The organism is Staphylococcus sp. FSL W8-0271 (genome assembly GCF_038006605.1).
Lineage (GTDB): Bacteria > Bacillota > Bacilli > Staphylococcales > Staphylococcaceae > Staphylococcus > Staphylococcus cohnii.
Window position 1 is genome coordinate 1,990,820 of record NZ_JBBOVM010000001.1, and the last position, 12,877, is coordinate 2,003,696.

Here is a 12,877-nt window from a genome sequence, read left to right on the forward strand (position 1 = left end):
TGAACTGCTAACTTTTCTGATTCGTAAAAAGTAGTTCATTTTTATATTTCTTTGCTCAATATATTTTTTATCTTTTCTTTAAAAAGTGGTGTATAAATATAGCGATAGCCTTTTAAAGTTGGGTGTGCATCATCAGCAAAAAGTGTATTATCATATTTTATTTGTTCACTTGCCCATTGATTGCCCCAAACATCTAAAATTTCAATATCCCATTTTTCTTTTAGTTTATATAAATTATATACCAAGAATTCATAATAAGGATCTGTTTTTCTAATACATGTATAAAATAATACGGGAATGTCCCAAGTTAATTTAGCGTAACTAATAATATATTCCATTGCTCCGATTGTTGTTTTTACATCAAAGGCGTCAATGTCGTACTCTTTTTTTATTTCACCTATAGACTTATTTAACCTACCGTCATTTGTCGATAACTGACAAACCAACAAATCATATTTGGCTTTACTTAACTCCTCTTTTTTAATCCTTTGAACATACGTATTCCTTTCTGTCCCTGACAAACTCGTACCTGAAATTGCTTCCTTTGTTGTATGCACATTTGATTCTATATTTAAAAATTCAACAAATGATATCCCGTGAGAAGCTGCTCCATATGTTATTGAGGAACCTAAAAAAAGAATACTTTTATCAGTTAAGCCACCTTCCTTTTTTAAAAACTGTGGATTCGGTGTAAAACTTTTTTTATTTCCGCATCTTATATTATTTAAAAATTTTGTCGCAGATGAAGCTAATTTCACAACAATATACAAGCTCATTAACATTATTATCTTTTTCAATTTTCTAGCTCCTTTTGAGCAATATCCATATTGGATTATAAAATATTTCTTGTTAATTAAGCACACTAAGTAACCAATTTTCATAATGCTACGTCTTGATTTTATATTGATTCTATAGTTTAACTGTAGGTATAAATCTTAAAAAACAATTCATGATATCAATATACTTATATTTCACACCGATAATTTAATAAACTATGCTACTATATATAAATTAAACGTTATCGTTCAAAAGTTCTACGTCTATTGAAATAATATTATTCACATTAATATATCTACCACTATCTTTTAAGTAAAAGTATTCATGCTTTTTAATCGCTTTTTCAAACCTTTTTAATGCCACTGCTTCACTAATTTGCCAAATATTTTCTACATATTCACGAAACATATTTCCATCGTTCGTTTTTATTTTAAAAACAAAAATTTCGTCCATCTATATTCACCCTGTGTAAGTATTATAAATTAATTATCCAACTAATTACTTAGCATTGCAAATTAGATACTTTATATAATGTTCTCCGTGAATAAAATTCTAAATTTTTCCGGCCATTAATGCTCCTTATGTGTTATTTAAAAAATCGATTTTTTCTGTCGTATTTTAGTATGTATATGTTTTTAACTTCTAAATTTTTCCGTTACATTCATCCAATAATTCCAAAATGATATTAAGCTTAGAGTAAGCGTAAGCCTTTGCCATTGAGTAGTTATGTTCAAGTTCAATATCATTTAAAGGTGATCTCTAACTGACATCCTATATGATGATGAACTTACAGTAACAACACGCGCTGAATTACTTTCTTTTAATATATCAAATAACGTTAATTATGTTCCTAACATTCGTCTGTGTTGTATCAAAAATGTATAAACATATAGTTATTCGTTTGATCTACAATAATCATATTTGATTTACATATAACTATAAGTATTTTCACAAAAAATAATAATCATCATAACTTTTTGTTATCACTTTTATTTTTTAGGTATAGTACAATTAAGATAATAATTTATTTTAAAATCAATTTAAAAATTGTATCACCAAAGTTTTTTACGATAACTTAAGAATTATTTAGAACACTACATAATGGTTATTTAATTCATTTTTCGCACTTACGTGTGTTTGAATATCATAATTTAGAATAACGACTTTTGTTGTTCATATATATTATAATTTTAGGAGGATTCACTTATGTCAAAGGAAGCAAAAGAATTAACAAATGAGGAATTATTAGAAAGGCAAAAACAACAGTTCGAAGAGTATAAAGAACTCGAAAAGAAAAAGAAGAAGAAAAAATGGTTTTGGGGCTGCGGTGGTTGTCTAGCATTTATAATTATTATGGGCATTATCTTTGCTGCGTGTTCTGCAACTATGGTTAATGAAGTTGATAAAGAATTGAATAATGGAAATTCTGAAGTTGAAAAAGATGACAATGCATCTAAAGGACAAAAAGCAGCATTAAACTCAGCTAAAACGTATGCAGATACAATGCACATGTCTAAAGATGGAATTTACGAACAACTAACATCTGACGCTGGAGATCAATTTTCAGAAGAAGATGCTCAATATGCAGTTGATCATTTGAAAGTAGACTACAAGAAAAATGCATTAGAATCAGCAAAATCATATCAAGATGACCAAAGTATGTCTAAAGATGCAATTTATGACCAACTAATATCTGATGCAGGTGATAAATTTACAGAAGAGCAGGCACAATTTGCTGTAGATCATTTAGAAGATTAATTTTCGGGCAGTTAACACTGCCCTATATATTTTTATCTTTTTATATGGAGAAATTCTATATAACTTAATTCAAAATTTTTATTACTTTTTATCTTTAAGGTTACTAAAATGTCACGTAAAATAACTCACCTATTTATTTAGGTGAGTTATTTTGTTTTCATAATATCCATTCAACTAATTCAGCTTCTTCATATGCCTTATTTTTAATTTAAAACTATTTAGTCCTTTTATGCTATTCAAAACAAATATATCTTTATCCATTTCTACTTTTCTAAACCTATCCAATAAAAATAGTTTTCGATATTTAGGATAATTCCAAAAATACTTCAAAAACGTGAAGGTTATTTTTTCTTTACAGTCTTTTTCCATATCAGGTCTAGTTTTAACAATTTAGACTTTTAGAAAAACCAGATGATTTATTCTCAAAACCATTATTTTTATAAAAACTATGAGCATTACCTCTTTCTTCTCTATTACCACTATTTAAAGTAATTGCTTCACATCCTAATTGAGTTGCTAAAATTTCTGACTCTTTTACTAAAAGTGTTCCATAACCTTTTTCTCTATAATTAGAATTTATAACAAATGCTAGTAAACGCATATACTCACCATTCTTTTCATAGAACATCATTTTGCACATACCACTCAACCCGATTATCACATCATCTTTTATTAATAGTAACAAATAATAATCTTCATGACTGTATATCTTTTTCAAACGATTAACTAAATCCTCTGTTATTGTTGGATAACCTAAATCTTCATATAAAACCAACAATTCTTTTATTTTGATTAAATCTTGTTCTTCAAATAACCTTATTTCTATTGTCATAATATAACCTACTTATATATAAAATTTCATATGTGGCTTTTCTTCTTTATAATAATCTAACCTATCTTGTAACGTGCCTGTATGTAATTCTAATTTATGCCCGTCTGGATCAGTGAAATATATTGATTTTTTATCTCTTATGTCTCTATTACGTCCTTCTAATATATTCACATTGTTATCTTTTAACCACTGATACCATTCATCAAATGTATTTTCATCAATTGTAAAAGCAATATGCGTATATGAGTATTGAATTTCATTTCTAGGTATATCCTTTTCTTCATTAAGTGCTAACCACAGACCACCTAATGCGAAATATGCAGTTTTATCACTTTCTACTAGAATATTAGCTTTTAAAATATCTTTATAGAAAACAATAGATTGCTTAATATCTGATACTGAATAGGTAACGTGATTTATAGATTGAATCATAAAGTACCACCTTATACTTGAAATTTAGTTAATAAAATTTTTTCGATAGCCATGAAAAATTCTAAAATCTTGTTTTTCGTAAAATTTTGCTGAACGGTCTGTTGCTAATAAATCTATTCTTGTATTTGGATACTGTTTATGTAAATGAGTTATCAAAGAATTACCTATACCCATACCTCTTTTTTCTTCCATTATGAGTAATTCACAAATAAACAAAGTGGTATAACCATCTGTTAGACCTCTAATAAAACCAATAACATTATCACATTTATCAACGGCAACTATTGTTATGGAATTTTCTAAAGATTTCTTGTAGTTATCCTTACTTTCAACAAGCTCTTGCCATCCCTCAAGTTTATTCAATTCATTAATTTGTTCCCAATAACGTAAATGAAATTCTACTAATTTAAATTCAATGATAAATGCACATCCTTTTTATAATTCACAGAATATTCTAACATAAATAAACACAAAAATAATCTCTACATTTAATAGATACTGCTACGTAATCTTTTTATCAAAATGTAATATAAGTATATTCATAATTAATAGGTTTAACCATAACTTTTTGTTATCACCTTTATTTTTTAAGTATAGTACAATTAAGTTAATAATTTATTTTTTAAAGGAGAGTATTAAATGAAAAAAGTCTTATTTTTATTATTAGCAAGTTTCTTAGTTTTAGCAGCATGTGGGAATAAAGAAGAAAGTAAATCAGAAGATACAAAAGAAACAAAAACATCATCAAAAGATGATAAGAAAAAATCAAATGATGATAAAAATGCATCTAAGGATAAGAAAACAGATAAAGAAGATAACTCTGATAGCGATAATCAAACTACTAACAGTGACAGTCAATCACAAAATAGTGATGGCCAACAAGCTAACGTAGATAATCAAAATCAAACTACTAGCAATACACAACAAGCTAATTCAGACAAAGAGAATCAATCAGCTAATACTAACCAACAACAAACAACTGCTAACCAGCAACAAACAACTGCTAACCAGCAACAAACAACTGCTAACCAGCAACAACAAGCTAATGCAAATACGAAACAAAACCAACAAGTACAACAAAATAATCAACAAGCTAACGGTTATGACCCAAACAATCCATATATGAACATGCCTGACCAAGAATGGCGAAATAATACTGGAGATGGGCTTTCATCTGGTGAAAAGCAAACTATGTATGCAATTGAAAATAATCAATATGAAGTTGAAGACGCAGAACAAAAACTTGCAGCATTAAAATATTACCAAAATAAATATAGTCAATAATTTATAAGGCTTTCCTGCTGTAAGTTATATATTTTTAAAACAACCCACCTATTCATTTAGGTGGGCTTATTTTATCTCAACAATATCTTTTAAATTTAACAGTTTCTTCATATAAAATTAGTATCTACGTGTATGTGTCTACCTATATATGTAACCTTTTTAGTATTAATATAGACAATTTCAAAATAATGCAACTCAATTATGGATTCGTAATATATATTTTTATATTAATATATCGTTTAAATCATTCAATTTATCATTGCTTAGTGAAAGTTTATCTACTTTGTTTTGGTCTTCAACATAATGCTCTAATCTCTCATAGTGTTAAGGCGTATTTTTGAATAGCTGACTTGTGATATGCGTGGATTAAGATATTCACGTGTTATTTTACGACAGCAAGCCTCACTTTTATATCTAACTGTAAACATAGTATTACCTCAATAAATATTAACGGGACACTTGTTATAATATGTAAATAAAAAATAGCCACCCATTGACATGCGTGGGTGGCTTAATAGAAAGACAAAAATATTCAATCCACTATACAAAACATTTATAAACTGCGATTATTTCTAATTTTCATTGCTTTAATAACTAAGTATATTGAATTTACACCCATTACAAGAACATAAGGTATTAATACAAACAAATTTTCTAATTTTGTAATAAAAATAAGACCAAATAAAAATAAAATATTTAACCAAATAGATATAAAAAAATTTGTGTCCAATTCAGGATTAATCTTCAAAAAATCACCCATTCTTTAAATTTCAATATAATTGCTTTATTGACGTTGAGCACGAAACAATTTTATTTTAACACAAAAAATAAAGCAAGCACATAAGTGCTTACCATCGATAATCAATCCAATACCCTATCAAAAACTTGTCGTACTCTCTTATCTGATACTTCAAATATACGTCCCACCATGATAATTGAATAATCTGTTGTACTTTTATATCACAATTGTTATTCAAGTGACCTAATTAAATCACTTAAATTTCTATTTTGTAAAAATGTTCAACTACTGGAAAAGGTTCATAATAACAATGCAATAAAGTCTTCCACTTTGTATATTCTTCAGACTCACGAAAACCTATTGTATGATCTTCTAATGTTTCCCACTCAACCAATAACAAATACTTACCTTCTTCTTCAAAACACTTATTTAACGAATGATTTATATAACCTTTCATCGAACTAATAATACTAGAGGATTCTCTAAAAGATTCCTCAAATTCATTTTCCATATTCTTTTTAACTTGTAACATCGCTCCTTCAAGTACCAATGCAAAATCCCCTTTAAAATATATTTTAAAAAAATAATACAATTTTCTTTTATATTAACCACTTTTATATCATTAATCTATTTTGCCTTATTCCAATTGCTTTATTGACATTGGGCCTCGGAATAATTTATTTAAATGATAACATAAAAAATAGGGCAAACACATTAGTGCTTACCCTTCCACTATTTTATCCAACACCCTATCAAATACTTGTTTCACTTTCTTATCTGATACTTCAATTAAACGTCCCACCATGACAATTTAATAATCTTTTGTACTATTTTACTTGGCTATTGTTATATACCTCTGTAATGCCCTTTACAATCGATTCTAGGTTCATATATTGAAGTTCATCTCATGTGATTTATTCTTATAAATATCTACCATACTATGGTAATTACGCACGTATCTTTCTAGTATAACTCTCAATAAATTTCAAAATTTTTATACATGAAAAAAGCCCTCAACCGTTGTGGTTGAGAGCTCTTATAGTGGAGACGGCGGGAGTTCATTAAAGCGTTTATCTATACATTTGAAAATCGCTATAGGTATTGTCAAATCAACGTTTACATTGTCTAATTAGTTGTGTGTAAAATGTTAAAATTGAAAAAACCAAAGTAATTTGGGGCAAAGAATAGGTTTGATATAATTAATATTCACGCTCTTTGTTTCAGAATTATGCTTTTTTACTTAAACTGATTAAAAAGGTTAATAAAATTTAATTGTTATTAATCTATAGTATACCTCATAGCAACTTGATGATTTAAATCGATAGAATCAACAAGTTTATTTTCTTCAGATATATTACTTAAAACCTCAGTAGTACAATCATTTAAAATAGATTCTATAAACCCAAATTCTACAAAGTTAATTAGAATATCTTTCCTAACTTTCTTTCTATATTCATGCACCTTATTTAATAAATAATCTCTTTCCTCTTCACTCAAATTTCTAAAGTCCTCTGGCAACCTTCCTGTTTTGTCTTTTACATCAACTTGATTTATATGATAATTCATTCGATTACACTCATTAAACATTTTTAATAAACTTTGATATAATTGAGGAGAGTTTTCATATATTTCCTTTTCTTTTAACAATTCTATAATAGGAAAGGCGTAACCATCGATTAGCTCCAAAAATTCCATTTTTACAGTATTCATTATTTTATCATAATTTCTATTATCTTCCGGTGCTACATATAATAATAATTTTGACTCTTTTACATTGTTAGAATGTTTTATGACTTTCATCATTTTTTTATTAATATTAAATTCGATTTTATTAATTATCTTATTTTCTGTTTCATCTCTTTGAAATTCATACAACTTCCTAGCATTATCCCCTGATATTTTAGCACCTAGATAAGCACCACCAAATGTAGCAAATAAGCCAAATATACTAATAATAATTGGTATTACCTCTTTAATGTTTTTAAAACCTATTAGTGCATCAATAACGAGGTAACAAACTATTAATACTGCAATAACAACTCCTATCAAAAGTAAAATTGGCGTATTATAATTCTGATTACTTTCTTTGTCTTTCATTTATTATACTCTCCTATTTATTAACTAATAATAAATACTAGTTTTTCTTTAATAACTATATTTTAGCATATTTAATTACAATTGAATTTTTCTTATTAGTCATAATTGGGTAAAAACTATTTCTTACATTTAAGATATAGTAAAAGTAAAATTATAAATACAGTTGTTATTTTAGTGCTTGGTCTACTGGTGAAGCCTATTCCCTAACAATTTATTACACATCCTTCAAGAATTAATCAAAATTTTCAAAATTCCAACGCTGATATTCCCTCTGTGCTGCATCGAGAAATGTATTTACGTATAGATGTTCGTTTATTGCAGTATTTATAATTAGAATTTATCTATAATAGATAAGAGCTTAATAATATGATAATAAAAAACTTCACAATAAAGCATTAAAATGCAACAGTTAGGCAAAATATTAATTAAAAAATCTAAGTATGGTAATGTCATAATTAAAAGTATTTTGTGAGGTGCAAAATGTTAAAATTGAAAAAAATAAGATGAATTTGTGGCACTTCATTAGTCTGCAATTTTCTTTAAATTTAATTCATGTAACTTAATACAGGCTAAAGGAATTATAGTTCCTAACCCATATGAAAGGTGATAAGCATTTAATAGTTGCGGATTATTTATCAACGAGATATTCAAACCAACTGCTAAAAATACTAGCATTATATTAATACTTTCATAAACAGTTTTTAAATATTCCGTAATCGTCAATAATGAGTATTCTTTATCAGTATTAATTATCTTAATTACTGGTTTACTATTATTTTCTTGAAATTCAACTTTTGAAGTTATATTCAATAATTTAACAAAAATAAAAATAATCCAATAATACAATATTAGCTCTATTAAAGTGTTAGCAAAAATTAATAAAATAAACCCCCTGATAAAATCTAGTTTTAAAAAATCAAACACTTCAAAAACATATTTGGATATTGTTATAGTTATTATAAATAATGTTAATGCTACTAATAGAACTACGTAACTTTGTTTGTTTAAGAGAACTTTTTTGAATAAGTAGATTATTTTAAAATCTATATTTAGCCCCTTCTTTTTAAATATTAGAAAAATAACCAAACTTATAATTAACATCAATAGTAATATGCGACTTCCCCAATCCAATAAAAACATAAAAAAAGGATCCATTAGCTCTACTCCCTATCAATATTTTTACCTACTAAACATATAATGATTAATATATTGATAATGTTATCGAAAAATAAAAAAAAGTTAATATAATTCGTTAGTATTGAAAAATTATTCTCAAGTGTTAGTATTTATTAATTTCTTGACTTATAGTAGGTTATACAAAATTATTTCTCACTGCAACACAAGGTGTTTCTCAACGTAAAAACACACTTTTAAGTGACATTTAAAACGATATATTTAACTTGCTCGTACGTTTTCAGATATAGAAACAAATCCACAAAATAGTATTTAATATTATCTTTATCAAGATAGTGTATTTTTAAAACCATTCAATACTTTTAGCTGAACATCATCAAACCCATTGTTTAACTTGTGTTTTTCTTCAAAAGAAATATTTTCTAGTTCATTCATCATTTTCTTATTTTCTTTTCTTTCTTCTTCTAATAAATCATTAATGCTTTCTTCACTTGCATCTTTATGAATTATTTCTAAAACATATTTTAAGTCTCTCGTTTCTAAATTCGGAAAATGCTTTTCTTTGTTCTTTCTAATAAAATTATTATCATTTGTACAAAAATAAGGAGCTTCATGAATATCAGCCATTAAAATACTATGTATTTCTCCTAGATCATTATTGTTAATAACACCATTTTTTATTTCATCAGTCTTATAGCTAATATATTTTCTTTCATCTTCGCTAAATGTATTGAGCTTTACTACTTCTATTTCTCTAGAAGCAATTTTATTTATAGTATCTGTATAAATATATTTATATGAGAAATCGTCTATATTCCATTTTTCAAATTCATCACAGACTTGTTCAGCAATTTTCACACTTACAAATTTTTCAAAAAATGAAGTTACTTTATTTAATAGACTTATCCCAACAAATATATTAGTATCAAAAAAACCTTTGCTATTTGTCAATTGAGATAACCTCCTCAATTAACTTATTTATTTTTTTTAATTCTTCATTGTCTAATAGTTTGTCTTTATAATTTTTTTCTATAGCATCAAAAATTGATTTTGTAATATATTTTTGGTTTGTTTGGGATAATTCATCATATTTCTTTTTGCTATTAAAATCTAACTTCATAACACCTTCATTTTCTTTTGCATATAAATATCCTCTATCCTTAAATTGTGGATATAATTTAAAAATATGAGTTATTACTGCCTTATAATGAAGATTATATTTTGTCGCTAAATCTAATATTTGATTATTAAATAATTTATCAGATTTGATACATTCACTTAAATTCATTTCCATAGCTTTAGGAGGTAATAATATAGAAGATGCAAATATTTCTGCATTATTTTCATCTTGATCCACTTCATTTTTGGTTGAATTTGATATATCTATAGGAAATAAACTGTGATAAATTTCATGCCAAACAGTAAAATTTTGAGTGCTTAAATAACATGAAGTATTTATGAAAATGAAGTTAGAACTACCTATTTTTAAGTAAAACCCTCTTTCTTCTTTCATTGCAAACTCCTTAGAAAGTGGCAATGCTACAATAAAATAGCCTGCCTTTTCGGCAAGCTGATAAGAATTTTCTATTGGTTCAAAGTCATCTAATTTTAAAACATTTCTTCTAAAATCGAGTGCTTTATTAACAACTTCCGTTCTATCCATTTTATCCCTCGCACAATTCAATTTGGTTATTTGCTACTACCATAAATTCTAAAATAGTAGCCAATTTTTCTTCTTTTACTTCGCTATTTTTATTTCTAAAATTCAAAACTTTAGTAGAAATAGTTTTTTTGCCTAATAACTCATCTAGATCGATATTTAATATTCTTGAAATAGGCGACATATTTTTATAAGTTAAAATTGGCTTTTGTATATATCCATCAACAATAGCTAATTCTTCTTGTGATAAATTGCTAAGATTAGTATTCTTTAATAGGTTACGGATTTCTAGTTGGCTATATTTATTTACTTTTAATTCCTTGACCATATAATTCCCCTCCAAATTAGAACAAACATCAGTCTTACTGTATAAAACCAGTTTCACACAAAAATAACAGCGTTTAGACGCTGTCCCTGTGTAATCTGTTTTATATTGCTTCATACACAATAACAGCATAAAACTTTATGTGTATACACTAAGATGTGTTTCATTTACGCAACTCCTTATAAATAATATAACGCATTTAAATACATTTGACTATATTTTTTGTTCTTAGGTCTCTCAGATATTATATTGTCAAAAACCTTACTATTTCTATCAAACGGTAAATCGAATAATAATCTAACAAAATTAATACCTTTTTTTGTTAAAATTATTAAAGTTGGATAAATAATAATTGAAAGTATAATTACTACTATTATTGTTATTGCCATAATCTTTAAAATGTTGGTATTAGAATAAACTGTAAGATTAATATCTAAAAAATTTAGTATTAATATTGAAAATATTATATTTAATACAGATAATGAACCTAATGGCACCACTTTTTCATCTTTATTTTGTTCAGACAACTCTACCAATCTAAATTGACTTAATAGCCAATAGGATAAAAAAACCTGGTATCCCTGTGGCAATTATATTTAATAATATCTGATAATTCATAGTATAACCTCTTTTCATTTTTCTAGGTCAATAAGTTTGTACTAGAATTTTCTATCTTTTCATTCCAACTTATCCAACAATCTATTCAACATTTGCTTAGCTCTTGCTTCTTTGACACCAAATATATTTCCAGCCTTTTCAAAGCTTACACCATTACATATTATTAAAAATAAATTATGTTCTTTTTCAGTCGCTACTCTTTCTATAACAGCTTCTAATTCATTATAAAATATACTTTCTTCAACATTATTATCTATATCAATATCTTCATTATATGCATCACTATTATTTATTGTTTTGTGATAGTTCAATATAAATTCTTTCACTGTTGCTTTATCATAACTCATACATAATCAACTGCCTTTGCAACACGTTTTAATATAACTTCTCTCGCTTGCCTTAACGTTAACTGACTAACGCCTATCACATCAGCTATAACTTCATCTGTGTACTTTTTATCATCCCACCATGTGAGTTTAATAATCTGCTGCACTTTTACATCACTATCGTTATAAACTTGAGTAACGCCTTTTACAATCGATTCTAGGTTCATATATTGAAGTTCATCTAAGTCATTAGATTTATTCTTATAAGTATCAACCATAATATGATAATTGCGCATGTAACGTTCTAATATTGGATAATCCACATCGTTTAAACTTCCAATCACACAACCAACTCCTCACGTTCATTATTTAATGTTTTTTTAACTTCTACTACAAAGTTTTGATAAATGACTTCACTCTCTTTTTCTTGCTGCTTATTACGCTTAATACGCTCATAATGATGTACTTTATATAAATCTTCTTGTAACTTATCAATCGTCTTTAATGGCTTGTTACTGCCATTAGATTTAAAGTATCTCATCACTTCTTGCTGCTCTTTTGGTGTATAATTATGGATGATTTTCTTTAATAAATTTAACTTCTTAGTACTACTATTTTTAAAACGATTCAATTCTTCTTTTTGGTCTATAATCCACAAAACTAATTTCTCTAATGGATAGGAAACTGAAATTACACCCATCACATCATCACACACTGTATGACTGACATTTAAATGATACATTGCATCGATTTGTTCCTGTATTGCACGTATCTTACTATTAATGAACTGTGGATTATAATGCGTTAACAATTCATATTCAGTAATTTTCTTTTCTTCGTAATACCACAAAACTGATTTACAACGTTTTAATATCATAGTAGTCCTCCTAGAATT

The 12,877-nt window shown here is 26.7% G+C and carries 18 protein-coding genes; 2 read left to right on the forward strand and 16 right to left on the reverse strand.

Going from position 1 to position 12,877, the window contains the following annotated elements; all coding sequences use genetic code 11:
* Nucleotides 1–41 precede the first annotated feature (41 nt).
* Together NST87_RS09725 and NST87_RS09730 are read right to left on the reverse strand one after the other, a co-directional pair.
* On the reverse strand, nt 42–797 hold the full coding sequence (locus NST87_RS09725; RefSeq protein WP_108902190.1) for an SGNH/GDSL hydrolase family protein: 756 nt from the start codon (nt 795–797) through the stop codon (nt 42–44).
* A 214-nt stretch (nt 798–1,011) separates the two neighbouring features.
* Nucleotides 1,012–1,230 carry a hypothetical protein gene (locus NST87_RS09730; RefSeq protein ID WP_019467891.1) on the reverse strand — a complete coding sequence of 73 codons (219 nt, stop codon included), beginning with the start codon at nt 1,228–1,230 and terminating at the stop codon, nt 1,012–1,014.
* A gap of 753 nt (nt 1,231–1,983) precedes the next feature.
* Between NST87_RS09730 and NST87_RS09735 the strand changes: the two genes are divergently transcribed.
* Complete coding sequence (locus NST87_RS09735) at nt 1,984–2,535, forward strand: Ltp family lipoprotein (RefSeq protein ID WP_340721636.1); 552 nt, start codon at nt 1,984–1,986, stop codon at nt 2,533–2,535.
* A gap of 382 nt (nt 2,536–2,917) precedes the next feature.
* Here the strand turns inward: NST87_RS09735 and NST87_RS09740 are convergent, their stop codons facing one another.
* The 3 genes from NST87_RS09740 to NST87_RS09750 are packed head-to-tail and all read right to left on the reverse strand — an operon-like array spanning nt 2,918 to nt 4,162.
* Nucleotides 2,918–3,367 carry a GNAT family N-acetyltransferase gene (locus NST87_RS09740; RefSeq protein WP_019469434.1) on the reverse strand — a complete coding sequence of 150 codons (450 nt, stop codon included), beginning with the start codon at nt 3,365–3,367 and terminating at the stop codon, nt 2,918–2,920.
* A gap of 12 nt (nt 3,368–3,379) precedes the next feature.
* Nucleotides 3,380–3,799: a FosB/FosD family fosfomycin resistance bacillithiol transferase gene (gene fosB / locus NST87_RS09745; RefSeq protein WP_019469435.1), complete on the reverse strand. Its 420-nt coding sequence runs from the start codon at nt 3,797–3,799 to the stop codon at nt 3,380–3,382.
* Between the two features lie 24 nt (nt 3,800–3,823).
* Nucleotides 3,824–4,162: a GNAT family N-acetyltransferase gene (locus NST87_RS09750; RefSeq protein WP_159081967.1), complete on the reverse strand. Its 339-nt coding sequence runs from the start codon at nt 4,160–4,162 to the stop codon at nt 3,824–3,826.
* Nucleotides 4,163–4,438: 276 nt separating this feature from the next.
* Here NST87_RS09750 and NST87_RS09755 point away from each other — a divergent pair, with 276 nt between their 5' ends.
* Complete coding sequence (locus tag NST87_RS09755; protein ID WP_340721639.1) at nt 4,439–5,083, forward strand: hypothetical protein; 645 nt, start codon at nt 4,439–4,441, stop codon at nt 5,081–5,083.
* Nucleotides 5,084–5,636: 553 nt separating this feature from the next.
* Here NST87_RS09755 and NST87_RS09760 read toward each other — a convergent pair.
* From NST87_RS09760 to NST87_RS09810, 11 genes are all read right to left on the reverse strand, one after another.
* Nucleotides 5,637–5,843, reverse strand: a complete 207-nt coding sequence (locus NST87_RS09760; protein ID WP_103211451.1) for a hypothetical protein — start codon at nt 5,841–5,843, stop codon at nt 5,637–5,639.
* Nucleotides 5,844–6,078: 235 nt separating this feature from the next.
* Nucleotides 6,079–6,372, reverse strand: a complete 294-nt coding sequence (locus NST87_RS09765) for an antibiotic biosynthesis monooxygenase family protein (protein ID WP_040030189.1) — start codon at nt 6,370–6,372, stop codon at nt 6,079–6,081.
* A 728-nt stretch (nt 6,373–7,100) separates the two neighbouring features.
* On the reverse strand, nt 7,101–7,919 hold the full coding sequence (locus tag NST87_RS09770; protein WP_340721640.1) for a hypothetical protein: 819 nt from the start codon (nt 7,917–7,919) through the stop codon (nt 7,101–7,103).
* A 522-nt stretch (nt 7,920–8,441) separates the two neighbouring features.
* The gene (locus NST87_RS09775; RefSeq protein WP_340721641.1) at nt 8,442–9,074 is read right to left on the reverse strand and encodes a hypothetical protein; all 633 of its coding nucleotides are present in this window, start codon (nt 9,072–9,074) and stop codon (nt 8,442–8,444) included.
* Nucleotides 9,075–9,380: 306 nt separating this feature from the next.
* Nucleotides 9,381–10,004, reverse strand: coding sequence for a hypothetical protein (locus NST87_RS09780; RefSeq protein ID WP_340721643.1), 624 nt, complete (start codon nt 10,002–10,004; stop codon nt 9,381–9,383).
* The gene (locus NST87_RS09785) at nt 9,994–10,716 is read right to left on the reverse strand and encodes an ImmA/IrrE family metallo-endopeptidase (RefSeq protein WP_340721645.1); all 723 of its coding nucleotides are present in this window, start codon (nt 10,714–10,716) and stop codon (nt 9,994–9,996) included. The genes NST87_RS09780 and NST87_RS09785 overlap by 11 nt, the downstream gene beginning before the upstream one ends.
* Before the next feature lies 1 nt (nt 10,717).
* Nucleotides 10,718–11,041, reverse strand: a complete 324-nt coding sequence (locus NST87_RS09790) for a hypothetical protein (protein ID WP_340721646.1) — start codon at nt 11,039–11,041, stop codon at nt 10,718–10,720.
* A 176-nt stretch (nt 11,042–11,217) separates the two neighbouring features.
* Complete coding sequence (locus tag NST87_RS09795; protein WP_340721647.1) at nt 11,218–11,565, reverse strand: hypothetical protein; 348 nt, start codon at nt 11,563–11,565, stop codon at nt 11,218–11,220.
* Between the two features lie 150 nt (nt 11,566–11,715).
* On the reverse strand, nt 11,716–12,003 hold the full coding sequence (locus tag NST87_RS09800; protein WP_340721649.1) for a sigma-70 family RNA polymerase sigma factor: 288 nt from the start codon (nt 12,001–12,003) through the stop codon (nt 11,716–11,718).
* Nucleotides 12,000–12,326 (reverse strand): hypothetical protein, encoded by a 327-nt coding sequence (locus tag NST87_RS09805; RefSeq protein ID WP_340721650.1) that lies wholly within the window; start codon nt 12,324–12,326, stop codon nt 12,000–12,002. The genes NST87_RS09800 and NST87_RS09805 overlap by 4 nt, the downstream gene beginning before the upstream one ends.
* Entirely contained in the window at nt 12,323–12,859 is a 537-nt protein-coding gene (locus tag NST87_RS09810) for a pathogenicity island protein (RefSeq protein WP_325996940.1), read from the reverse strand. Before NST87_RS09810 ends, NST87_RS09805 begins: the two co-directional genes overlap by 4 nt.
* Between the last annotated feature and the right edge of the window lie 18 nt (nt 12,860–12,877).

Coding starts and splice junctions, on each gene's coding strand:
- NST87_RS09730 (WP_019467891.1), bottom strand. CDS start 1,230: ATGGACGAAATTTTTGTTTTTAAAATAAAAACGAACGATGGAAATATG.
- NST87_RS09735 (WP_340721636.1), top strand. CDS start 1,984: ATGTCAAAGGAAGCAAAAGAATTAACAAATGAGGAATTATTAGAAAGG.
- NST87_RS09740 (WP_019469434.1), bottom strand. CDS start 3,367: ATGACAATAGAAATAAGGTTATTTGAAGAACAAGATTTAATCAAAATA.
- fosB (WP_019469435.1), bottom strand. CDS start 3,799: ATGATTCAATCTATAAATCACGTTACCTATTCAGTATCAGATATTAAG.
- NST87_RS09755 (WP_340721639.1), top strand. CDS start 4,439: ATGAAAAAAGTCTTATTTTTATTATTAGCAAGTTTCTTAGTTTTAGCA.
- NST87_RS09760 (WP_103211451.1), bottom strand. CDS start 5,843: ATGGGTGATTTTTTGAAGATTAATCCTGAATTGGACACAAATTTTTTT.
- NST87_RS09770 (WP_340721640.1), bottom strand. CDS start 7,919: ATGAAAGACAAAGAAAGTAATCAGAATTATAATACGCCAATTTTACTT.
- NST87_RS09775 (WP_340721641.1), bottom strand. CDS start 9,074: ATGGATCCTTTTTTTATGTTTTTATTGGATTGGGGAAGTCGCATATTA.
- NST87_RS09785 (WP_340721645.1), bottom strand. CDS start 10,716: ATGGATAGAACGGAAGTTGTTAATAAAGCACTCGATTTTAGAAGAAAT.
- NST87_RS09790 (WP_340721646.1), bottom strand. CDS start 11,041: ATGGTCAAGGAATTAAAAGTAAATAAATATAGCCAACTAGAAATCCGT.
- NST87_RS09800 (WP_340721649.1), bottom strand. CDS start 12,003: ATGAGTTATGATAAAGCAACAGTGAAAGAATTTATATTGAACTATCAC.
- NST87_RS09810 (WP_325996940.1), bottom strand. CDS start 12,859: ATGATATTAAAACGTTGTAAATCAGTTTTGTGGTATTACGAAGAAAAG.